Annotated in this window: 21 protein-coding genes; 11 read left to right on the top strand and 10 right to left on the bottom strand. The window is 37.6% G+C overall.

Annotated features, from left to right (window positions below; translation table 11 throughout):
* The first annotated feature begins 148 nt into the window (after positions 1–148).
* The 7 genes from J7604_RS13935 to J7604_RS13905 all read left to right on the top strand — a co-directional run bounded on the left by J7604_RS13935 (position 149) and on the right by J7604_RS13905 (position 10,047).
* Positions 149–1,612 carry a sulfatase gene (locus J7604_RS13935; RefSeq protein ID WP_293896945.1) on the top strand — a complete coding sequence of 488 codons (1,464 nt, stop codon included), beginning with the start codon at positions 149–151 and terminating at the stop codon, positions 1,610–1,612.
* A gap of 10 nt (positions 1,613–1,622) precedes the next feature.
* Positions 1,623–2,399, top strand: coding sequence for a family 16 glycoside hydrolase (locus J7604_RS13930; protein ID WP_293896944.1), 777 nt, complete (start codon positions 1,623–1,625; stop codon positions 2,397–2,399).
* 234 nt (positions 2,400–2,633) lie between these two features.
* Complete coding sequence (locus J7604_RS13925) at positions 2,634–3,671, top strand: formylglycine-generating enzyme family protein (RefSeq protein ID WP_293896943.1); 1,038 nt, start codon at positions 2,634–2,636, stop codon at positions 3,669–3,671.
* Between the two features lie 18 nt (positions 3,672–3,689).
* Positions 3,690–5,120: a sulfatase gene (locus tag J7604_RS13920; protein WP_293896942.1), complete on the top strand. Its 1,431-nt coding sequence runs from the start codon at positions 3,690–3,692 to the stop codon at positions 5,118–5,120.
* 229 nt (positions 5,121–5,349) lie between these two features.
* Positions 5,350–6,738 (top strand): sulfatase, encoded by a 1,389-nt coding sequence (locus J7604_RS13915; protein ID WP_293896941.1) that lies wholly within the window; start codon positions 5,350–5,352, stop codon positions 6,736–6,738.
* A 20-nt stretch (positions 6,739–6,758) separates the two neighbouring features.
* On the top strand, positions 6,759–8,228 hold the full coding sequence (locus tag J7604_RS13910; protein ID WP_293896940.1) for a sulfatase: 1,470 nt from the start codon (positions 6,759–6,761) through the stop codon (positions 8,226–8,228).
* Positions 8,229–8,445: 217 nt separating this feature from the next.
* On the top strand, positions 8,446–10,047 hold the full coding sequence (locus J7604_RS13905) for a sulfatase-like hydrolase/transferase (RefSeq protein ID WP_293896939.1): 1,602 nt from the start codon (positions 8,446–8,448) through the stop codon (positions 10,045–10,047).
* Positions 10,048–10,064: 17 nt separating this feature from the next.
* Here J7604_RS13905 and J7604_RS13900 read toward each other — a convergent pair whose 3' ends face one another.
* The 10 genes from J7604_RS13900 to J7604_RS13855 all read right to left on the bottom strand — a co-directional run bounded on the left by J7604_RS13900 (position 10,065) and on the right by J7604_RS13855 (position 18,853).
* On the bottom strand, positions 10,065–10,451 hold the full coding sequence (locus tag J7604_RS13900; RefSeq protein ID WP_293896938.1) for a hypothetical protein: 387 nt from the start codon (positions 10,449–10,451) through the stop codon (positions 10,065–10,067).
* A gap of 155 nt (positions 10,452–10,606) precedes the next feature.
* Positions 10,607–11,023: a BrxA/BrxB family bacilliredoxin gene (locus J7604_RS13895; RefSeq protein ID WP_293896937.1), complete on the bottom strand. Its 417-nt coding sequence runs from the start codon at positions 11,021–11,023 to the stop codon at positions 10,607–10,609.
* Positions 11,024–11,110: 87 nt separating this feature from the next.
* Positions 11,111–11,449 (bottom strand): SUF system Fe-S cluster assembly protein, encoded by a 339-nt coding sequence (locus tag J7604_RS13890; protein ID WP_293896936.1) that lies wholly within the window; start codon positions 11,447–11,449, stop codon positions 11,111–11,113.
* Positions 11,450–11,464: 15 nt separating this feature from the next.
* Positions 11,465–11,911 (bottom strand): SufE family protein, encoded by a 447-nt coding sequence (locus J7604_RS13885; protein WP_293896935.1) that lies wholly within the window; start codon positions 11,909–11,911, stop codon positions 11,465–11,467.
* Positions 11,912–11,925: 14 nt separating this feature from the next.
* The gene (locus tag J7604_RS13880; RefSeq protein ID WP_293896934.1) at positions 11,926–13,164 is read right to left on the bottom strand and encodes an aminotransferase class V-fold PLP-dependent enzyme; all 1,239 of its coding nucleotides are present in this window, start codon (positions 13,162–13,164) and stop codon (positions 11,926–11,928) included.
* Between the two features lie 17 nt (positions 13,165–13,181).
* On the bottom strand, positions 13,182–14,450 hold the full coding sequence (gene sufD / locus J7604_RS13875; protein ID WP_293896933.1) for a Fe-S cluster assembly protein SufD: 1,269 nt from the start codon (positions 14,448–14,450) through the stop codon (positions 13,182–13,184).
* Between the two features lie 3 nt (positions 14,451–14,453).
* Entirely contained in the window at positions 14,454–15,218 is a 765-nt protein-coding gene (gene sufC, locus J7604_RS13870) for a Fe-S cluster assembly ATPase SufC (RefSeq protein WP_293896932.1), read from the bottom strand.
* Between the two features lie 114 nt (positions 15,219–15,332).
* Complete coding sequence (sufB, locus tag J7604_RS13865) at positions 15,333–16,778, bottom strand: Fe-S cluster assembly protein SufB (protein WP_293896931.1); 1,446 nt, start codon at positions 16,776–16,778, stop codon at positions 15,333–15,335.
* Between the two features lie 131 nt (positions 16,779–16,909).
* Positions 16,910–17,374, bottom strand: a complete 465-nt coding sequence (locus J7604_RS13860; RefSeq protein WP_293896930.1) for an Lrp/AsnC ligand binding domain-containing protein — start codon at positions 17,372–17,374, stop codon at positions 16,910–16,912.
* A 900-nt stretch (positions 17,375–18,274) separates the two neighbouring features.
* Complete coding sequence (locus J7604_RS13855; protein ID WP_293896929.1) at positions 18,275–18,853, bottom strand: YceI family protein; 579 nt, start codon at positions 18,851–18,853, stop codon at positions 18,275–18,277.
* A gap of 123 nt (positions 18,854–18,976) precedes the next feature.
* Here J7604_RS13855 and J7604_RS13850 point away from each other — a divergent pair, with 123 nt between their 5' ends.
* The 4 genes from J7604_RS13850 (at position 18,977) to J7604_RS13835 (ending at position 23,967) form a co-directional block, all read left to right on the top strand.
* Positions 18,977–20,059: an SDR family oxidoreductase gene (locus J7604_RS13850; protein WP_293896928.1), complete on the top strand. Its 1,083-nt coding sequence runs from the start codon at positions 18,977–18,979 to the stop codon at positions 20,057–20,059.
* Positions 20,060–20,135: 76 nt separating this feature from the next.
* Positions 20,136–21,191: a cytochrome c oxidase subunit II gene (locus J7604_RS13845; protein ID WP_293896927.1), complete on the top strand. Its 1,056-nt coding sequence runs from the start codon at positions 20,136–20,138 to the stop codon at positions 21,189–21,191.
* Between the two features lie 6 nt (positions 21,192–21,197).
* Positions 21,198–23,030: a cbb3-type cytochrome c oxidase subunit I gene (locus J7604_RS13840; RefSeq protein ID WP_293896926.1), complete on the top strand. Its 1,833-nt coding sequence runs from the start codon at positions 21,198–21,200 to the stop codon at positions 23,028–23,030.
* Complete coding sequence (locus J7604_RS13835) at positions 23,017–23,967, top strand: cytochrome c (RefSeq protein ID WP_293896925.1); 951 nt, start codon at positions 23,017–23,019, stop codon at positions 23,965–23,967. The genes J7604_RS13840 and J7604_RS13835 overlap by 14 nt, the downstream gene beginning before the upstream one ends.
* Positions 23,968–24,046 lie beyond the last annotated feature (79 nt).

Here is a 24,046-nt window from a genome sequence, read left to right as displayed (position 1 = left end):
CAGCTTAAAGTTGATAGTTATAAGTCATAAGTAGGTTAAAATGTATAAAGCCTATGAGGGGTGCTTTATGTCATCATAGGGTATGTCCTATGTTTGTGAGAAAAGAAAGATAATAAAAATAGGCAATTACAAATTGTAATATCAAAATATGAAATTTAAAAGAGTACTACCACTATATTCAATAATCAAAAGGACTCTCCTGCTGGTTATGTGCACATTTATTCTCGGAACAGTCTCTGCAACTGCTCCTCCAGATAAATCTAAAGTAAATAAAAAGTACAATGTCCTATTCATAGCTGTGGACGATCTTAATAATGATTTAGGGTGCTATGGAAATACCTTTGTAAAGTCTCCGAATATCGACAGACTTGCTACGAGAGGTGTGCGATTCGATAAAGCTTATACTCAGTTTCCGCTATGCAGTCCCAGCAGATCATCTTTACTAACCGGTACAAGACCTGATGTAACAGGCATCTATGAATTGCAAACGCATTTCCGTAAAAATCTTCCTGATGCAGTTACGTTACCTCAACTATTTAAAAATAATAATTATTTCAGTGCTCGGGTAGGAAAGATATATCATTACGGAGTGCCAAACCAGATCGGTACAAATGGCCTTGATGATTCAATCTCATGGAGCAAAAGGGTTAATCCGATAGGTAGAGATAAAGCTGAAGAAGCACAGATAAAAAACCTGACGCCTGAAAGACACCTAGGAAGCGCTTTGTGCTGGAGGGCAACAGGAGGTACAGATGAGGAACAAACGGATGGTTTAATTGCTACAGAGGCAATTAAAATTATGGAAGAAAAAAAGAATGAACCATTCTTTCTTGCTGTAGGATTTTTCAGGCCGCATACTCCATATGTAGCTCCTCAAAAGTATTTTGATTTGTATGACGAGAACAAAGTGCCTTTAGCTATAGAAAAAGAAAATGATCTCGCAGATGTTCCTGAAGCTGCTTTGTTTACCAAGCCTTCTCATTGGGGACTCGACGAGCAAAAGAGAAGAGAGGCTCAAAAAGCATACTATGCAACTGTATCATTTATGGATGCTCAGGTTGGAAGACTCCTTGATGCTTTGGATCGCTTGAAACTATCAGAAAATACTATCATTGTTTTATGGAGTGATCATGGCTATAATCTTGGTCAGCATGGACAATGGATGAAGCAAAGTCTTTTTGAGAACTCAGCAAGAGTGCCATTAATCATATCTGTTCCAGGACAAGGAGGTAAAGCTTCATCTAGAACGGTTGAGCTTCTGGATATCTATCCTACGCTAGCAGAACTGTGCGGACTTCCTGCTCCAAAATACTTACAGGGAAAGAGTCTTACTGCATTATTGAAGAATCCTGCTGCAACATGGGATAAACCTGCTTTTACTCAGGTAAAAAGAAAAGACTTTATGGGAAGAAGCATTCGTACTGAAAGATGGAGATATACAGAGTGGGATGAAGGTAAGGCTGGTATTGAACTGTATGATCATCAGAATGATAGTAATGAATTCACGAATCTTGCGAATGATCCTAAGTATTCGGAAACAGTAAAGGAGCTTTCGGTAAGATTAAGGAAAAATTATACAACCAATACATCTGAAGTAATTATAAAAGAATAACCCAATTTAAATGAAAAATACTAAGACCACCATTGTTGCAGGCATTGGTCTGCTTACATTAATTTTTGCATTCAAAAATATTCCTGACAATAAGGGATCAAAAGAAGCTGCAAAACAGGAACCTAAAAAAGCTACAGGTCAAAGTGCTTGCGAGGCTAAGACTGGAAGAGCTGCCTTGCTGGCTCAAAAGGTAAAATCATCAAAATATGATTTGGGGAATCTTTTGACTAAAGGAGGTTTGGTTTCTGTTAACAGAGATGTCGTTGCATCTGAAGATAAAAGCCATAGTGCTATAAAGGTCAAAGAGAAGGATGGAGAAGGTGTTGTTTGGATAAAAGGAGTTAAATTTTCAAAAGGAACAATAGATGTGGATCTTAAAGGTAAAGACGTTTTTCAGAAAAGTTTTATTGGAATTGCATTTCATGGTGCGGATGACAAGACTTTTGATGGTATCTATTTCAGGCCTTTTAATTTTAAAACTCCTGATTCTGTAAGGCATATTCATGCGGTTCAGTATATAAGTCATCCTGAATTTACATGGAAAAAGCTTAGAGATGAAAAGAATGGACAGTATGAAAAATCCGTAAAACCTGAGCCTGATCCCAATAACTGGTTTCATGCCAGAATCGAAGTGGGAGACAAAGAGGTAAAGGTATTTGTTAATAATGCTGCTAAACCATCATTGGTAGTAAATAAATTGAATGACAGAAAGACTGGAACAATAGGTCTGTGGACGGGCGAAGGTTCAGGAGGAGAATTTGCTAACTTAAGCATTACTAATAACTAGTTAAGTGATTTTAAATTCTGTTAAAGTCAAAAGGGGGAGTTTGGACTAATTCCGTCAGTTAAATTAATTTAAGAATATGAGTAGTTGTACGAAAACCAAGATCCTTCTTGGTTAATAGGATTTAATTTGTTTAAATATTTACTTTGTCTATAGGATAAGTATAGTAAATGTTTTATGAATCTTAATTTGACTACTACTTTCCTTTTGACTCAGAATCACCAAATTATTGTTATAATGAATACATCCAGAACCATACTTCCCATTATCCTCCTACTTCTATTTTCTGCTTGCCAGAATAGTAATACACAAAAGAAAGATGTTCAGGTAGAACAGAAAAAATATTCTCAGATAAAGGCCGAATCAAAAATGGTTTGGATACCAGGCGGAAAGTTTAATATGGGCTCTGATAACCCTGATTTCCCTGATGCTCAGCCTTTGCACGAAGTAACAGTAGATGGCTTCTACATGGACGAACATGAAGTTACAAATGCTGAATTCGCAAAGTTTGTGGAAGCGACGCATTATGTAACTGTTGCAGAACAGCCTCTGAATCCCAAAGATTATCCTGGTGTTCCTTCAGATCAGTTAGTTCCAGGATCAGCAGTATTTACCCCTCCAAACGGACAAGTACATTTAGATGATGCATTGCAATGGTGGACATATGTTCATGGCGCTACCTGGAATCATCCTTTCGGTCCATCATCATCTATTAAAGGAAAAGAAAATGAACCAGTTGTTCATGTTTGTTATGAAGATGCTGTGGCATATGCCAAGTGGGCAGGAAAGAGATTGCCAACTGAAGCAGAGTGGGAGTTTGCAGCCCAAGGTGGAAAAGGTAATAACAAATTTTATTGGGGCAATGAGTTAAAACCAAATGGTAAATGGAGAGCAAATATTTATCAAGGAAGCTTTCCTGATAACAATACTCTTGAAGATGGCTATGCTGGTGTTGCACCAGTGAAGACTTTTCCCGCAAATCCATATGGTTTGTATGATATGGAAGGAAATGTTTGGGAATGGTGCAGCGATTACTATCGCCCAGATTATTTTGCAAAAAGCCCTAAAGTAAATCCTAAAGGACCGGAAGATAGCTTTGATCCTGATGAGCCGACAGCAGTCAAACGTGTTCAAAAAGGAGGTTCATTCCTTTGCAGTGATCAGTATTGCATAAGATATAAAAGCGGCAGCAGAGGCAAGGGAGAGATTACCAGTGCTTCCAATAATCTTGGCTTCAGGTGCGTGAAAGATAAGACAGCAGCAGATAAAAATTAATCAATTAGTATATTAAATATGAGTAGAGTTAGCGTAGGAGTAATTTTCATCATTTTAAGTTTATTCTCCAGTGCCCTATTTGCAGGGCCTGGAAAAAAAGAAAAGCAAAACCAACCTAATATATTATTTATTTTATCCGATGATCATAGCGTACCTTTTCTGGGATGTTATGGTTATCCCATAAAAACTCCAAACCTTGATAAACTTGCTAAGGAAGGTATCCTATATAAAAGGGCTAATACAACAGCACCTCAATGCGTACTTTCAAGAGCAGCTATCATGACTGGAAGATCTACGCTTGATATTCGTATGACGCGTTTTACTGCACCATTATCTGCAGATGTTGTTTCATATCCTGAATTATTAAGAAAAGGTGGTTATTACACTGGTATATGCGGAAGAAACTTTCATTTAAATGGTGCAAGAAATACTGCAGTATCAGAAGAGGTGTTTGATAAATATAATCTTGAGACTTTTAAGAATCGAGTAGATTATTTAAAGACTACAGGAAATATTGATAGTATTTATTATCAGTATAATGACTTTCTAAATTCAGTTCCAAAAGGAAAGCCATTCTTTCTTCAGTTGGGTTACACAGACCCTCACAGAATCTTCAATGCTAAAGAGTTTGAACCAGATCCTGATACTATTAAAATTCCTGAAGGATGGCCTGATACCAAACTGTTAAGAAAAGACTTCGCCGGATACCTGGGAGAAATTCAGCGTCTTGATCATGAAGTAGGAAAAGTTTTTGAAGAACTGAAAAGGAGAGGGCTGGAAAAGAATACATTGGTTGTATTTATGGGGGACAATGGTGGAGCACTTGTCAGGGGAAAAGGTACATTGTATAACACCGGATTAAATATCCCTTTGATCATGCGTCATCCGGACCTTATTAAGCCAGGTCAGGTAAGTAATATTTTAGTGTCAGGCGAAGATATCGCTCCGACTTTGTTACAGGTTGCAGGCATTGTTGCACCCCAAGAATTTACTGGTGTGAGTATTGTTCCTTCATTCCAAGATAAACCCTTTCAGGCACATGAATACATCTATGCTGTAAGAGGGGCTCATGGTTCAGGCCTTCCGACCAATACAGCTCATTTCGACCTTGGTAGAACAGTTATATCCGATAAATATAAATTAATCTACAATGCATTATGGCAGTTGCCTTATTATCCTGTAGATTTCTCCGGACAGCCTTTCTGGCTTGAGCTTCAGCAACTTCATAATGAAGGAAAGCTTGAAGAAAAATGGGATAAACTTTTATTCTCAGAAAGAAGATCAATGTTTGAGCTTTTTGATGAACAAAGTGATCCAAATGAATTCAACAATCTTGCAGGAAAGCCTGAGTATAAAGAAATAGAAGAAAAACTTAAAGGAAAACTTCAGGAGTGGATGATCCTTAATGAAGATTATCTGCCTCTTCCTGTAGCACCGAGAGCTAAGTAAGTTGTAAGTTATAAGCTGTAAGTTTTAAGAGAGAAGCTTAAAGCTTAAAGTAAAAAAATCTAACCACTGTAGTATTAATATTTAAGGTAGAGACGCCATGCTGGCGTCTCCCTGTATATCAGGGAGCATTAAATACATCAAGAAAGCCCTATGTTTTAAAGCATATAGGAAAATATTTAAGAGCAATTTTCCATAATAGTTTCATTGATCCAATTTTCACATAATGAGTTTGAGTACATTAAAAAAAGCGATTGTTTTAGTTATCGCATTAGTTTCATTTTTATATAACAATGAGATCCAGGCACAAACTACTGGTAAGTATAATGTGCTTTTCATAGCCATTGATGATATGAATGACTGGATAGAACCATTCGGAGGATATAAAGGAATTATCACTCCTAACCTTAATAAGCTTGCGAAATCAGGAGTGAGATTCGAAAAGGCTTACTGTTCTGCTCCGGCTTGCAATCCTTCGAGAGCCAGTTTACTTACTGGAGTGCGTCCTGCTAGTTCGGGCGTCTATCATAATGATCAGCCATGGAGGCCAGTATTAAAAGATGCTGTGACCTTGCCTCAATACTTTACAGCGAATGGTTATGAAGTAGAAGCTGGAGGGAAAATTTATCATAACAGTTATAATGATGATGCTTCCTGGCCTGTATATCATGGTGTTCCTAAAGATCCGGAGCCGGCTTCAACACCTGTTAACGGGAAATCAAATTTTGACTGGAGCCCTTTAAATGTAAAGGATGAAGATATGGGTGATTATAAAACTGTATCCAAAGGGATTGACTTTCTTGAGAAGAATCATGAAAAACCATTCTTCTTAGCAATGGGTTTTACAAGACCGCATCTTCCTTGGTATGTTCCTCAAAAGTATTTTGATTTATATCCATTAGATAAAATTACTTTACCACCAGTTACACAAAATGATTTATCAGATATCCCTGCTGCAGGAGTGAAAATAGCTAAGCCTGATGGAGATCATAAGTTTATTGTAGAATCAGATCAATGGAAAAAAGCTATTCAAGGCTATCTTGCAAGCAATACTTTTACTGATGGTCAAATTGGTAGATTGATTGATGCTCTGAATAAAAGTAAATACAAAGACAATACAATTATTGTACTCTTTGGTGACCATGGCTGGCACTTGGGAGAGAAGGAGCATTGGAGGAAGTTTGCACTTTGGGAAGAGGCTACAAGAGTTCCATTTATTATTGTTGCACCAGGTCTAACAAAAGCTAATACTGCCGTGAACCGTACAGTTAGCTTAATGGATATTTATCCTACATTAATAGACCTCTGCAAGCTTCCTTCAAAATCTGGACTGGAAGGTAATAGCATAGTGCCTTTGCTAAAAAATCCTGAAGCATCATGGAATCATCCTTCTGTTACGACGCATGGACTTGGTAATCATTCTGTAAGAAATGAAAGGTTTAGATATATCGTTTATGAAGATGGAACAGAAGAGTTATATGATCATGATACAGATCCTCAAGAATGGAAGAATCTTGCCAATGATCCGAAGTATGCAAGTGTTAAAAAGGATCTGATAGTTTTTTTACCAAAAGTTAATGCTCCTAATGCGCCTAGACACAAAGGGGCAGGGAAGGAATAATTAGTTTAAAAAATAAAGAAATGAAAAAGATATACTTATTTTCAGTCCTGGTACTCAGCCTGATTTTTGGAAAGGCTAATGCTCAATCAAATGTAAAGAGCACCAAACCTAATATCATCTTTATTTATACTGATGATCAAAGATATGATGCATTAAGCGTTGTTCAAGATGAACAAGGCTCTAAGGCTCGTTTTCCATGGTTTAAAACACCCCACCTAGATAGAATTGCGAATGAAGGCGTGCGTTTTAGAAATGCATTTGTAATCAATTCTCTTTGCTCTCCAAGCCGATCAGCGCTACTCACGGGAAGGTATAACCATTTGAATGGAATTGCCAATAACCATACAAACTTCAAAGATACTCTTGAAACATATCCTGTGTTGTTGCAGAAGGTTGGTTATAAAACAGCATTTTTTGGTAAATGGCATATGGGCAAAGAAACTGGAAAGAGACCTGGATTTGATTACTCTGTAAGCTTTATTGGTCAGGGACAATATTTCGATTGTCCTCTTGAAGTAAATGGCGTTAGCAAGCCTACTATAGGTTGGGTGGATGATGTAACAACAGATTTTGCTCTCGATTTCATAAAAGGTAATAAAGAAAAATCATTTGCTCTAGTATTAGCATATAAATCGGGTCATGGACCTTTTCAGCCACCTGCAAGACATACCAATACTTATGCAGATGTTGAATTGATAAAGCCATCCAATGAACACCTGGAGACTCCATATAAAAACAAGATTGAGTCGAAAAGAAAAAATCAGAACGTTGCTCAGAACAAGAGCACATCATGGACAGATAATAATGAGAAGACAATCAGAGGATACTTCGGAGCTTTAAAAGGAATTGATGAAAATGTTGGAAGAATCCTTAATGTCTTGGATTCATTAAAGTTAACTGAAAATACTGTTGTAATCTTTTCAAGCGATAATGGCTTTTTCTTTGGAGAGCATGGCTTAGGTGATAAACGCGCTGCTTATGAAGAGTCTATGAGAATTCCTCTTCTGGTTCGCTATCCTGCAAGATTTCCAAAAGGAAAGACAATTGACAAACTTGTTTTGAATCTTGATCAGGCACCATCTATACTCGAGTTGGCAGGTGTTAACGTACCCAAGTCTTATCAGGGAAAGAGCTGGGTTTCACTTATAGAAAATAGAGCTAAAGACTGGAGAACCTCTTTTCTTTATGAATACTTCTATGAAGATGGTACAACAACTCCTACAATAAAGGCAGTTCGCACAGAGACAAGCAAGCTTATTGTTTATCCTGGACAGGATGAATGGAACGAGCTGTTTGATCTTACAAAAGATCCAACCGAATCGGATAATCTTATTAATAAAAAGGAAGCGGTTAGGTTAAAAGAACAACTTCAGGAAGAGTTATCAAGACAGGAGAAAGCCTCTGGCTATGTAATACCATCTTATGCTGATGAGAGACCATTGGATCAAAATGGTAAATATATTCCTCCAAAGCCAATGGATGTACAGTAAGTTTTAAGTAGTTAGTTTTAAGTTAAAAGTTTAAAGCTGAAAGCGTAAAGTAACAATTGTAAGGGGTACCCCCTTGTAGAGACGCCATGCATGGCGTCTCTCTATCCACAAGGCAAGGGCTTGTCGATGTATGAAACTCTTCTCACTCTGGACAAGGACTTTGATTAGGATATATGTCACCATTTCATTTTTGAAAACTTAAAAATCAACCAATTATATGAGCAAAAGAATATGGTTAATTTCAGCCGGATTGGTGCTGGCTGGCGGTGCAATTATTTTTAGTTCACTTAGGGACAGTGAAGAAATTAAAGAGGAAACGATTGAAGCTGTTGCAGGTAAACCTAATATTGTCTTCATCTTTGCCGACGACTTCGGACAGAATGTTCCTTCTATAAATGGCAATAAGTATATTCAAACACCAAATATAGATGCTATAGCCAATGAAGGTGTAAGATTTAAACAGAACTATGTTACTGCCCCAATCTGCTGCGCATCCCGCGCTGCTTTGCTTACAGGAAGATATCAGCAGAGATTTGGTTCTGAGTTTCACTTGCACTATCCATCATTTTCAGCTTATACTGCTGACAGTGTAAAATATGTTAAAAGTTTACTAGAGCAGAATATAGCTCCTGATGAGAAAACACAAGGAGTTCCATCAACCGAAATAAACTATGCGGAATTGCTGAAGACGAATGGCTATACAACAGGTATTATCGGTAAATGGCATGCCGGTTTTTATGATGGTTACAGACCTCATCAGCGTGGCTTCGATTATAGTTGGGGCTGGTATGGAGGTTCTACACTTTACTATACGGACGAAAATGATCTTGAGAAAGTAACCTTTAAGAATAAAGAAGGCTATCATCATTATGAATCTAAAACCAATAAATATCAGTGGAAGAGAGATCCTATTGCTACTGGTATTTTCAAGAACGGAGAACTTATAGATGAAAAGGAATACCAAACTTCAGCTATAGCCAGAGAAGCAGTTAATTTTATTGACAAAAATAAAGACAAGCCATTCTTCTTATATGTTCCTTTTGGGGCAATCCATACACCATTGCAGGCTGTAAAGCAAGAGTATGATAAATTGACAAACATAAAAGATGAGCAGCAGCGTATTTTGCTTGCTATGACTGTAAGTCTTGATCAGGCAGTAGGAAGCATTCTAGATAAATTAAAACAAGAAGGTTTGGATTCTAATACCATCATAGTGTTTTCCGGAGATAATGGCTCTACTTATCATAGACTTAATCACAATGGTACTAAGGAAGGTATCACGTTATATGATGGGAGTTATGAGAATATAAACTATCCTTTGAAAGGTGGCAAATTAACACATTATGAAGGCGGTATACGTACTCCTCTATTTATAAAGTGGCCTGGGAAAATTAAAGCAGGTTCAGTCTATGAAGCTCCTGTAAGTACCCTGGATTTATTCCCGACTTTTGCGGCTGCCACAGCTACAAAGCTTCCGGGCGACAGAAGTTATGATGGAGTGGATCTTTTACCATATATAACAGGAATAAATAAGAATAAGCCTCATGAGACTTTATACTGGAGAAATGGTTTTGTAAAGACTATAAGAAAAGGCGATTATAAATTGCTTGTAAATGAAAATGACAAGACAGTATTTTTATATGATCTTAAAAATGATCCATATGAAAAAGAAGATCTTTCTTCAAAGTTAACTCAAAAGGTAGAAGAGCTTAAAAAAGATTATCTGGCTTGGGAAAAGGGATTAGGCCAACCAAGATGGAAATCTCCTAAGATAACTAAGATTATTGTGGAAGGTAAACAGGTTTCTTTTCAACCGTAACGTAATTATAAGGCTATTTATGACTTGATGAAAGTCTGAAGCCATTCTTGAGCATCTGAAATCCTGGTAAATAATTTTACCGGGGTTTTAGGCTTATTAAATTTGATATAGATTTTGCCCATCACTTCCTGTATTTTTGAACTGATAATGATAGCAGTAGCCATTGTTGTTTTATTTGAGGGACCCGCAAAAAAAGATCTGGCTTCAGTAGTGACATATTCAATTTTAGAGAAATCAGCGATAATCAGAGTTGGGGCATTTTTTGTGAATTTCTCTCTTTCCTGAATAGATTTCTTAGCTGCTTTAAGGTCTATAATTGCTCTCTTTTTATAATCAACTAAAAGCATTTTACCCAAATAAGACAGCGATATTAGACTGTTCTCAAAAGTTGCAGTGTTATTCATACTTATCAGTTAAAAATTGACCGAATAATTAGCTGTATCAGTGCTTGTCTTATTCTATCCGGTGAAATTAAATAAGATAGTCAGCCTTTTAAAAGTTCGAATAAAAATAAAAGGTTGCTAAGAATTATACGTCTCGGCAACCTTTTAGTTGAAACTTAAGCAATTTCTTCAAATACCATTTGAAGGTGCTGAGCGATCATTTCTGCAGATCTTCCTTCAATGTGATGTCTTTCAACAAAATGTACCAATTCTCCGTTTTTGAAAATTGCCATTGATGGAGACGATGGAGGATAAGGAAGGAAATATTCTCTTGCTTTTTGTACGGCTGCAGTATCTACACCTGCAAAAACAGTAGCCAATACATTAGGCTTAACATTACTTCTGCTTACTGCAAGCTTTGCCCCTGGTCTTGCTGCACCGGCAGCGCAACCGCAAACAGAGTTTACAACAAGCAGCACAGTGCCTTTTTCATTTTTAAGCAACTGATCTACCTGTTCAGCTGACTTTAATTCCTGAAATCCGGCAGTGGTTAGATCTGCGCGCATTGGCGCAACTAATGCTTCTGGATACATATCTTTAAGCTATTGGATTAATGATTTTTGATTTGTTAAAATTGGTTATTAACCTTATGAATATTGAGCATTTGCTCATACATAATTCTATAAAAAGCCCAACTCAAGTTTGGCAGCCTCGCTCATCATATCCTGATGGTAAGGTGGGTCAAAAGTTAGTTCTACACTTACATCATTGATCCCTTCAATTTCCCTGATTTTCTGCTCAACTTCTCCAGGTATGGTCCCGGCGCTAGGACAGGAGGGAGAGGTAAGGGTCATAACAACGTGTACATTGTTTACCGGAAAAACATTGATATCATAAATTAATCCTAATTCATAAATATTAACGGGAATCTCAGGATCATAAATCGTTTTGATAGCGTCAAGAACCTTCTCTTTTAACGTCTCATCGTCAAGATTTAATTTGTTTTCTTCTGAACTCATATGATTAGGAATTATTTACTGTTTTGACTGCAATAGGGCTTGATATGCAACTGCATCCAGTTTCATTTGCTTCAGCATAGATACAAGACCGTTTGATCTTGTAGGAGAAAGATGTTGCTTTAAGCCAATCTCATCAATAAAATTGATATCAGCTTGGGCAACTTCGGCAGGCGGATGGCCTGAAAATACTCTCACAAGTAAACTAACCAGTCCTTTTACAATCACTGCATCACTATCTGCCTGATAAAAAATTTTGTCATCTTTTAGGTAAGAGTTTAACCAAACCTGAGACTGACAACCTTTTATTTTCTTTTCCTCTGTTTTATGAGAAGGGTCAAGAATTTCCAGTTTTTTACCTAATTCAATCAGGTATGCATATTTTTCATCCCACTCATCGAAATATGAAAATTCTTCGACAATCTGATTTTGTATTTCCTTAACTGTTTTTTCTGCTGTGCTCATTTTTTGAAACTCCCTTATTTCAACATCTTTACAGCTTTTTTAATTCCCGCTTCCAGTCTGTCTATTTCTTCAAAAGTATTATAAACTGCGAAGGATGCTCTGGCTGTACCGGTGATTCCGAAATGACCCATTAATGGCTGAGTGCAATGGTGGCCTGTTCTTACAGCTATTCCTTCCTGATCAAGCAGAATGCCCAGATCCTGATGATGAATTCCTTCGATCACAAAAGAGATTACACTCACTTTTTCTTTTGCTGTCCCTTTAATGGTAAGGCCAGGAATCGCAGAAAGCTTTTGAGTGGCATACTCTAGAAGCTGATTTTCAACTTCTCTAATTGCTGGTTTCCCGAATCTGTTGATGAAGTCTACAGAAGCTTTTAATGCAATAGCATCAGCTATATTAGGAGTACCAGCTTCAAATTTGTATGGCAATTCATTGAATGAACAAGTGGCATAAGTTACCTCTTTGATCATTTCTCCTCCTCCCTGATAGGGCGGCATTGCTTCGAGTAAGGCCTTTTTACCATATAGAATGCCGATTCCAGTAGGACCGTACATCTTGTGTCCGGAAAATGCATAAAAATCTGCATCCAGTTTCTGAACGTCTATGTCAAGGTGAGAAACTGCCTGAGCTCCGTCTATAAGCACTTTAACGTTTTTACTGTGCGCGATTTTGATAACCTCAGCTATAGGGTTAATGGTGCCTAATGCATTGGATACATGATTAATGGCAATGAGTTTAGTCTTGCTTGTAATCAGGTTTTCCAGCTCACCAAGTATCAGTTCTCCATTTTCATTTACCGGAATAATCTTTACAGTGGCTCCTTTGTCAGTTGCAAGTATTTGCCAGGGAACCATGTTGGAGTGATGCTCTAGTCCGGAAACTACGATTTCATCACCTTTTTGAATATTTTCTTTTCCCCAAGTAGCAGCTACAAGGTTTATGGACTCTGTAGTTCCTTTGGTAAAGATGATCTCTTCTGTAGATGAGGCATTTATAAAAGCTCTGATCGCCTCTCTGGTGCTTTCAAAAGCAGCAGTAGCTTTTTCTGCAAGTGTATGAATGCCACGGTGAATATTAGCATTGTAAGATGAATAGTAACTTACAAGACTGTCAATAACGGCCTTGGGTTTTTGAGTGGTAGCTGCATTGTCAAAATAAACAAGAGGCTTCCCGTTTACCTGTTGATCCAGCACAGGAAATTCTTCTCTTATAGTCGTAAGGTCTAGCCCTTTTATCTTTGTTCCACTCATCTTACTTAGCTTTTATTTTAACTTAATCTGTCGAGGATGGTCTGATCGAGCAACTCTCTCAAAGGCTCTAGTTTGATGTATTCAAGTATATCAGCTGCAAAAGCATGCATTAACAATGCTTTGGCTTTTTTCTCACTGATACCTCTTGATCTCAAATAGAATAATGGCTCTTCATCCATCATACCTGTTGTTGCTCCATGTGAACACTTAACATCATCAGCAAAGATTTCAAGCTGAGGTTTTGTGTTCATTGTAGCGTCCTTGCTTAGAAGGATATTTTTGTTAGACTGAAAGGCATTCGTTTTTTGTGCATCCTGTCTTACATAGATTTTTCCGTTGAATACACCTGTTGATTTATCATCCAGTAAACCTTTGTATAGTTCATTGCTATAACAGTTTGCTTTTGCGTGGTCTACAAGAGTGTGATTGTCTATGTGTGTATTGCCTTTTACCATATACAGTCCGACCAGTGAAGCTTCAGAATATTCTGAAGAAAGTCGGATGTTAAGGTTGTTTCTGATGATGCCTCCATCTAGTGTAATTGTAGTAGCTGCAAAATTGCTTTTCTCTGGCTGGTAAACCTGAGTAGTACCAACATGGTCAGACTTGGCATCATTCTGTATCTTGTAATAGGTTGCATAAGCATCTTTCTTTACAACAATTTGAGTAATGTTGTTTGAGAAATGAGCATTTGAGCCTATTGTAGAATAGTTTTCAATAAAAGTAGCCTGAGCATTTTCTTCAAGAATGAAAAGGTTTCTTGAGTTAGAGAAAATATTACCCTTTCTGCCGTCTCCTACAAAATGAATGATGATAGGCTTGCTTACTACTTTACCTTTTTTTACAGTTATCACAACGCCATTTGCTAAGGCAGTGTTGAGCTCAGTAAGGCTATCGTTTAGTGTGATAGACGAAGCTGTAAGATATTCGTTGATATCACCAGCCTGGCTCAGATCACTGATAACAATTGGTTCGTCAGCATTTACTGATGAAAGTTCTTTGTTATAATTTCCGTTAACAAAAACAACATGATTTGCTTCCAAAGATGAAAGCAATAAACCATCTATATCTTTTTTGTTAAGTGTTGTGGTATCTTCAATCAGATAATCTCTCCCAAGTACAGGAGCGAGATTTGTGTATTTCCACTCTTCGTTTTTTCTTCCTGGAAAACCTTGCTTCTGAAAGGCAGAGATTGCGTCTTTCCTGACATCAGACTGAGCAGGAGAGAGCTTCTTTGAATTTTCGTTGAAGGTTTTTACCAGTTCTTCTGTAGTTGTTAAATTCATGGCTTAAACTGCAGATCCTGCCTTTACTTCGTTTTTAATCCAATCGTAACCTTTTTCTTCAAGCTCAAGCGCAAGTTCTTTTGTGCCTGATTTTACAATACGTCCGTTATATAACACGTGTACAAAATCAGGAACGATATAGTCTAGAAGTCTTTGGTAGTGGGTAACCACTATCGAAGCAGTTTCTTTAGACTTTAGTTTATTTACTCCATTAGCAACAATTCTCAATGCATCGATATCAAGTCCTGAATCAGTTTCATCAAGGATTGATAACTTAGGCTCAAGCATTGCCATCTGGAAGATTTCATTTCTTTTTTTCTCACCGCCAGAGAATCCTTCGTTCAGAGATCTTTTCAATAAAGCCTGATCGATTTCAACAAGCTTCATTTTTTCTTTCATAATATTCAGGAACGTTACAGAGTCAAGAGGCTCTTGCTTGCGGTACTGACGAATTTCATTCACGGCAGTTTTAAGGAAGTTTGTATTAGAAACTCCTGGTATTTCCACAGGATACTGGAATGCAAGAAATACACCTTCTCCGGCTCTTTCTTCAGGAGCAAGATCCAATAAATCTTTTCCTAAAAACTCAACACTTCCGCCTGTTACTTCGTAATCTTCTCTACCTGCAAGTACAGAGGCAAGTGTACTTTTTCCTGATCCGTTAGGTCCCATGATTGCATGAACCTCACCAGCCTTTACTTCCAGGTTTATTCCTTTCAGAATTTCTTTTCCATCTACGGAAGCTTTAAGGTCTTTTATCTTTAACATAAAAGTTATTGTTGAATGTTGAATTTAAATGTTGAAAGCTCCCGGGGACAAAGCATGTAGCTGAATCTCCGGGAGCATTATTGTTAATGCTGAATATATCTAATTTAAGAACGGTTAACCGACACTTCCTTCAAGACTGATAGCAAGAAGTTTTTGTGCTTCAACTGCAAATTCCATAGGAAGCTGGTTTAATACTTCCTTACAGTATCCATTCACAATCAATGCCACAGCAGCCTCTGTTCCTATTCCCCTTTGATTGCAGTAGAAGATTTGATCTTCACCGATTTTTGAAGTAGTAGCTTCATGTTCTACAGTCGCAGTATTGTTTTTTACTTCTATATAGGGGAATGTATGTGCACCGCATTTGTCACCCATCAGAAGAGAATCACACTGAGAGAAGTTTCTTGCATTCTCCGCTCTCTTCATTACTTCTACTAACCCTCTATAGCTGTTTTGGCTTTTTCCTGCAGATATACCTTTTGATACAATTCTGCTTCTGGTGTTTTTACCAATATGGATCATTTTCGTTCCAGTATCTGCTTGTTGCATGTTGTTTGTAACAGCAACAGAGTAGAACTCTCCGATAGAGTTATCTCCTTTAAGAATAACGCTTGGATATTTCCAGGTAATGGAAGATCCCGTTTCAACCTGCGTCCAGGATATTTTAGAATTCACACCGCTGCAGATACCTCTTTTGGTAACAAAGTTGTAAATACCTCCTTTACCTTCTTTGTCTCCAGGATACCAGTTTTGAACGGTAGAATATTTTATCTCAGCATTGTCCATTGCTACAAGCTCAACAACAGCAGCATGTAGCTGATTTTCGTCTCTCATCGGTGCAGTACAGCCTTCAAGATAACTTACATAACTTGAATCTTCTGCAACGATCAATGTACGCTCAAACTGACCAGTATTGGCAGCGTTTATACGGAAGTAAGTAGATAGTTCCATCGGACATCTTACGCCTTTAGGAATAAATACAAATGATCCATCGCTGAATACTGCTGAGTTAAGAGCAGCAAAGTAGTTATCGGTCATGGGAACTACTGATCCCAGATATTTCTTCACAAGTTCAGGATGTTCCTGCACTGCTTCGCTCAGAGAGCAGAATATGATGCCCTGTTCAGCAAGCTTCCCTTTGTAGGTGGTCGCCACAGAAACGCTATCCATTACAGCATCTACAGCAACACCTGAAAGTCTCTTTTGCTCATCAAGAGAGATGCCCAGTTTGTCAAACGTTGCTTTCAATTCAGGATCGATCTCGTCCAGGCTGTTCAGTTTTACTTTTGGCTTAGGCGCTGAGTAATATATAATGTCCTGATAGTTAATTTTAGGATAATTAACATTTTGCCAGTTTGGTTCTGTTAGAGTCAACCAATGTCTATATGCTTTCAGTCTCCATTCCAGAAGCCACTGCGGTTCATTTTTCTTTGCTGAAATGAACTTCACAATATCCTCGTTCAGCCCTTTAGGTGCAGAATCCGCTTCGATCTTTGTCTCAAAGCCGTATTTGTACTCAGAGCTGGTTATTTCTTCCAGAATTTTTATATTCTCACTCATCGCTTTTTTGTTGTAGGAGCTTATTTAGAACAAATCTAATTTAATTTACAAATTTAGAACAAAACATCCAAATATAGGTTCAAAAAACCTTTTTTTTTAGGGAAAGTAAGGAATGTGTTGGTTTTCAATCATCAAAATAGTTTGATATTTCTGTTTATCGATTCTTCCAGAGAAATACTTGTTTCAGTCCGCTGAATTCCTGATACTTTTTGAATTTTGTCATGCAGCACCTGTCTTAAATGCTGAGTGTCTTTACAGATTATTTTTACAAACATGCTGTAATTTCCTGTTGTATAATGGACATTAACCACTTCAGGTATTTCCTGTAACTCTTTTACAGCCTGATCATAAAAGGAGCTCTTTTCCAGGTAAATGCCCAGAAAAGCTGTTACATCGTAGCCTAGGCGTGCATAATCAATAGATAAATGCGACCCTTTGACAATTCCCAGTTGCTCCAGTTTTTTCATCCTGACATGGACTGTACCAGGGGAAACAAAGATTTCCTTTGCGATATCGGTGTAGGCAATCCCTGCATTATCCATAAGGAGGGAAAGTATTTTGAGGTCCACATTATCAATCTCAGAATTTTTATCCATTTTGGAAAAGTTGTTTTGCGTTATTTTTAATAAAAATAGTATATTTTTGAATTAAATGTAAATTTTAGTAAATTTTAGTGAATAATTTGTAAATATTGACCTTATCTATTACTTTTGTATCAGTTCTTTAATGAACAAAACAATGTAGGGTGATGAAACTGGCAGACATGCCCTCCTGTCTCGGGGGTGAGGAATAACGGGATAAACGTAACTTAATGGGTTGACCACTATTAATCTTTCTGAGTTACAGCTAACTGCCTCTTGGAGGTTCGACTCCTTCTCCTACAGCCAAACTAAAAGGTCACTTAGACGAAGCGGCCATATTAATCAGTTTTTTCAAAGACACACAATGTAGGGTGATGAAACTGGCAGACACGCCCTCCTGTCTCGGGGGCGAGGAATAACGGGATAAACGTAACTTAATGGGTTGACCACTATTAATCTTTCTGAGTTATAGCTAACTGCCTCTTGGAGGTTCGACTCCTTCTCCTACAGCCAAATTAAAAGGCCGCTTAGACGAAGCGGCTATAGTATTAGTTTATTCAATGATCACACAATGTAGGGTGATGAAACTGGCAGACATGCCCTCCTGTCTCGGGGGTGAGGAATAACGGGATAAACGTAACTTAATGGGTTGACCACTATTAATCTTTCTGAGTTATAGCTAACTGCCTCTTGGAGGTTCGACTCCTTCTCCTACAGCCAAATTAAAAGGCCGCCTAAATTTTAGGTGGCCTTTTTAGTTTTCAATTATTAGGTCCTTGGAAAATAAAAAAAGCCCTGGTTTTTACCAAGGCTTATCTTTTTGGATTTGACCACTATAATCTTTCTGATTAGTCGACTTTTATATATAGAGAACAAAAATCGGGCTAGTTTTGATTTATAGTTTCTATCTTTTTGTTAATGACCGTTTTGTTTTACAATTTCTATATCGCATTCAATATCAATTTTTTCTCCTACAATTGCCCCTCCGGTGTCCATAACATTATTCCAGTTTAGTCCGAAATCAAAACGATTTACCCAAGCAGACATGTTGAAGCCTGCTATTTCTCGACCTGAAGGGTCTGTTGCAATGCCACCAAGGCGGACATTTGCGGTTATATTTTTTTTGACATCTTTTATTGTAAGATCTCCTTCAACTTCAAATTCTTTAGAATTTATTCTGCGCATGGAGGTGCTTTTGAAATGTATGTTTGGGTATTTTGATGCCCTAAAAAAGTCTTCAGAAAGAAGGTGTGAATCCCGTTCTTTTTTTCCTGTATCAAGACTGCTTACCTCAGCCTTAAATTCTATTTCAGCGGTTGAAAAATCATTGCCCACAGTTTTGACCTTACCTTCAAATGCTTTGAAAATACCTGTGATTTTGGAAATAATAAGATGTTTGGCAAAAAACCTAATGTTAGTATGGTCCTGATCAATAACCCATAAGGTATCTCTTTCTTCTGAAATATTGGTTTGTTGCTTTGATTCTGTTTTCATCTTAATGTAGATCTGTTTTTTCTCAACCGACCGTCTTGGTTTTTGTTTCCTGATCTTTCTGGATCTGATTTAACTTTTATGTGCTAGCACAAGTTCTTTATCTAATAAGCATTCTTTCATACCATGGCAGATCAAAAGATTAAAAAACTTGCAGATAAGATCAGAGAATTGATTAGAAAAGAGGGATACCATTCTTCAGAGCCTGAAGTAGTAGTAATTACCGGTGGTACATCAGGCGTAGGCAGGGCTACTGCAAGAGAATTTGCCAGTAAAGGAGCAAAGGTTGCAATTCTTGCAAGGGGAGAGGATGGTTTGCACGGAACTAAAAAAGATATTGAAGATCTTGGAGGTATAGCATTAACAATTAAAACTGATGTTGCGGATCCTGTTCAGGTGGAAGAAGCATGCAGAAAAGTGGAAGAAAATCTTGGTCCCATCGATATCTGGATCAACAATGCCATGACAAATATTTTTTCTCCTGTTAGCCGCATGAGACCTGATGAATTTAGAAGAGTAACGGATGTAACATACCATGGTCAAGTTTACGGTACACTTGCAGTTCTTAAAAGAATGCTATCAAGAAACAGAGGGGTAATTCTGTTTGTGGGATCGGAAAATGCGTCCAAAGGAATTCCTTTGCAATCAGCATATTGTGGGGCAGAGCAGGCGATTATTGGTTTTGTTGATTCATTGAGGAAAGAATTGGTTCATGAAAACAGCAATGTAAGGGTAACTCTTGTACAGCTGCCTGCAATAAATACACCTCAATTTAACATAGTTAAAAGTAGCCTTTCTAATAAAACAAAGCCTTTAGGAAGAATCTTTCAGCCGGAAGTAGCTGCCGAAGCTATTTATTTCGCCTCAAGGCACAATAGAAAAGAAGTTCATGCTGGATCTCCTTCAATAGAGACTCTCCTTGTTGATAACAATCCGCTCGTTGGCGGAAAGTTCTTAGCTGATTCTGAAATAGAGGGACAGTTGTTAAATGAACCGGAAGATCCCGGAAGAAAAAATAATCTTTGGGAGCCTGTCCCTGGAGATCCTATGGCTCATGGCAAATTTGATGCTAATGCTTCGAATTTCAGCCCGCAACTTTGGTTAACAAAGCATAGGGGAATAATTATGGCTGTCACTGGTGCACTCATTGCCAGTATATTGGTCATAAAAGCATTGTCGGGCAAAAAATCCAATGTACCGCTTTCTTAATAGTTCGATTTCTGTCCGAATAAACATCCTAAGTAAATATAGGTTAAGCCTAAGTATATAAAACTGCTTAGGTAATATGAAAGTTTTTTTCTGGTCCATTGCGGGGATCGCAGGGATATCGCTGTTTTATGTTTTTCTGAAAATTTTATCCGATTATATTCTGTATAGGAAAAATGAAGTAGAGTTAAAGTCGGATTATAATAATTTAAATGCCCATTTGCTCTTTTCATTCCTTGTAACTGGCCTACTTCTTTTCTTTGGCTATAATTATTTTCATGAAGGGCCTTTTCTACCTGTAAATGCATCTGAGCATGGAGTGTATGTAGACAGAATGTTCTGGATAACTACTGCATTAACAGGATTTGTATTTCTATTGACACAAGTATTGCTGTTCTATTTTTCATACAGATATGCTAAGGGTAAAAGTAATAAAGCTTTCTATTGGAAAAACAATCTATATATCGAAGCTATCTGGTTTTCTGTGCCTACTTTGGCTTTCATTGTATTATTTATGACAGGTAATTATTACTGGGAGGTGATCAATCAGGGAGTAAATGAAGATGTTCTTGAGATAGAAATCCTAGGAGAGCAGTTCAACTGGAGAGTGAGATATCCTGGTAAAGATGGAAAACTGGGCAATTATAATTTTCATTATATCGATGGTATCAATGCAATGGGACTAGATCTTAGAGACACCAATGGTTATGATGATTTTATGCCCGTACAGTTACATCTTCCCAGAAACAAAAAAGTCATGCTGAGAATACGTTCAAGAGACGTCATTCACAGTGTGTATATTCCTAATCTTAGGGTAAAGATGGACGCAGTTCCTGGAATGCTTACCAGGTTTTCTTTTATTCCTAGGCATACAACTGAAGAGATGAAGGAAATTACCAATAATCCCGATTTTAACTACGAAATGGGGTGTGCCGAACTTTGCGGAAGAAATCATTTTTCAATGCTTTTAATTCTGGTTGTGGAAGATGAAGATGATTATCAACGATGGTATAATAAGCAAATCCCTTGGCTGGCAAGAAATTCAGAATATCTGGTAAATGTTCCTGTAGAAGGCAAGGAAAAAGCAAAGCAAATAATTGAAGCATTTTCAGGAAAGATAATTTCTAATCTATAAGAACTTATGGAGGTAACAAGGCCCAAAAGGAATAAACTGCTTAGATTCATCTTTACCTACGTCTTTAGTCAGGATCACAAAATGATCGCTAAACAATATCTTTTTACAGCGATATTCTGGGCTCTTCTAGGTTCTTTGTTTTCAGTAATCATGAGAATTCAATTGGGGTTTCCCGATGCTGACATCTCTTGGCTGAAACCTCTTCTGGGAAGGTGGATACAAGATGGAAGACTTGATCCTGAATTTTATCTGTCAATGGTCACAATTCATGGAACAATCATGATCTTTTTTGTGCTCACTGCAGGCTTTAGCGGTACTTTTAGCAATCTTCTTATTCCTTTGCAAATAGGAGCGCGAGATATGGCATCTCCTTTTATCAATATGCTCAGCTATTGGCTGTTTTTTATTTCTGGCTTCATCATGTTTTGCTCTTTGTTTCTTTCTACGGGACCTGCTGCGGGAGGATGGACAAGTTATCCTCCTCTGAGCGCCCTTCCGGAGGCATTGAGAGGGTCAGGTGGAGGAGTGACGTTATGGATCATCAGTATGGTTTTCTTTATTGTCTCTACACTTCTTGCGGGGTTGAATTACATTACGACTGTTCTTAATTTAAGAACTCAGGGAATGTATATGACAAGGCTTCCACTTACTGTTTGGGGCTTATTCTTTACCGCGATTCTTGGGCTCGTATCGTTTCCGGTTTTGTTTTCAGCAATGTTATTGTTGCTTGCAGACAGGACGTTCGGTACTAGTTTTTTTCTTTCAGAAATATACATAGGAGGAAAACCTCTTCATTTTAATGGAGGTAGTCCCATTCTTTTTGAGCACCTGTTCTGGTTTCTAGGTCATCCTGAAGTATATATAGCCATTATGCCAGCATTTGGTATTACATCTGAGGTGATCAGTACATTTTCCAGAAAGCCTATATTTGGCTATTCTGCAATGGTAGTTTCTTTTTTTATCATAACCGTATTATCTGCCCTGGTTTGGGCTCACCATATGTTTGTGTCAGGCATGAACCCCTTTCTGGGTTCCGTATTTAGCCTGACTTCATTTATAATCGCAGTGCCTTCATCGGTGAAAGTATTTAATTGGCTTGCTACACTATGGAAAGGAAGTATTGAGTTTACTCCTGCTATGTTATTTGCAATTGGCATGGTTTCGTTTTTCATCACAGGCGGACTTACTGGTTTGTTTGTTGCCAATCCTGCTATAGACATCATGGTACATGATACGCATTTTGTAGTTGCTCATTTTCATTTGGTAATGGGCAGTGCTGCTATGTTTGGCTTTATTTGTGGTGTTTATCATTGGTACCCCAAAATGTTTGGCAGGTTGTTAAACCCTCAATTGGGTTATCTGCATTTCTGGATTACATTTGCTGGTATTTATCTTATATTTTTTCCGATGCACTATGTTGGAATGGCAGGCTTTCCAAGAAGGTATTACTCATTTACAATTTTTGAATCATTCAGTAAATATTATGATTTGAATATTCTGATCAGTGTTGCGGCATTCGCCACCTTTGGAGGACAGCTTATCTTTATTTATAATTTTATCCATAGTATGTTTAGAGGGAGAGCGGCTGGAAAAAATCCCTGGAGATCCAATACAATTGAGTGGACTACTGAACCAATACCAGGTCATGGAAATTGGAAAGGTCCGCTACCAGTTGTTCATCGCTGGCCTTATGATTATAGCAAACCTGGAGCAAAAGAGGATTATATAAATCAGACAGTTCCTTATTCTGAAACTATGGATTCTAATATGCCCGAAGATCAGAATAGAGGCGGTAAGTCAAATATTAAAGAAGGAGAGAAGAAGGATGAAGATCTCTGATTATTTATTGTTTATTCTTCTGCTTTTACTTCTTGGTATTCCTGAAAGCTCTTCAGGACAGATTAAGGAATTACCTTCAGACAAAGCAAGTATTTCCAAAGGAAAAGAACTGTTCCTTAATAATTGCAATGTATGTCACGCCATATCTGTTGAGAGGATAGGTCCAGCCTTATCCACTGTACCTAAAAGGAGGCCAATCAGCTGGTTATTGAGCTTTATTAAAAACTCACAAGGTGTGATTGCAGCAGGAGATACTCATGCAGTCTTTATTTTCAAAAGCTACAACAATACTGTAATGCCATCATTTAAAAAACTATCAGATGATGATATTTACAATGTATTGGCATATATCCAGGAAGCATCAAAGACAGGAGCTTCAAAAGATTTATACCCTGAAGCTCTGTTAAGCGGAAGTTATGGTGAAGCAGCATTGCATGGTAAATTTCTTTTTGAACAGCAATGTGCAGTTTGTCATGCCTTCGATAAAGAGATCATTGGCCCGGCTCTTGGAAGTACGCCTAAAACCCGTCCTATCAGTTGGCTAATTCCTTTTGTGCATAATTCTCAGAAAGTGATTAAAAATGGAGATCCTTATGCTAATTTTATATCAGAGCAGTATGATCATTATAAAATGCCCGCTTTCACTTATCTGAGTGAAAAGGATATAACTGATATTTTTCTTTATTTGAACGCTAAAGCTTCCGGACCTGTACATGTTTCCGGGTCTAATGCAGCTTTGAATCCAGACCTCTCTCCAATGCCAAAATTAAAAGTAGATCCTGGGCCTCCCAGAATGAGTTTTGAGGAAGGAAGTCATTACCGAAGGTTTATAAGTTTAAGCCTTATGCAAGGTTTATTTCTGCTGGGAGCCTTAATTCACATAGCGTTAATAATTACATTGGCTTTCGGTTTTTTTAAGTTGATAAACAAGTATTAAGAGATTTTGCTTTTCTTTTTTTTATAACATATTCTCCTTTGATTTTTTGAAAATGTCATTGATTTTCAGGGGTGTTTCT

The sequence above is a fragment of the Sporocytophaga sp. genome (assembly GCF_017745095.1).
GTDB lineage: Bacteria > Bacteroidota > Bacteroidia > Cytophagales > Cytophagaceae > Sporocytophaga.
This window is presented reverse-complemented; position numbering and strand designations above follow the sequence as displayed.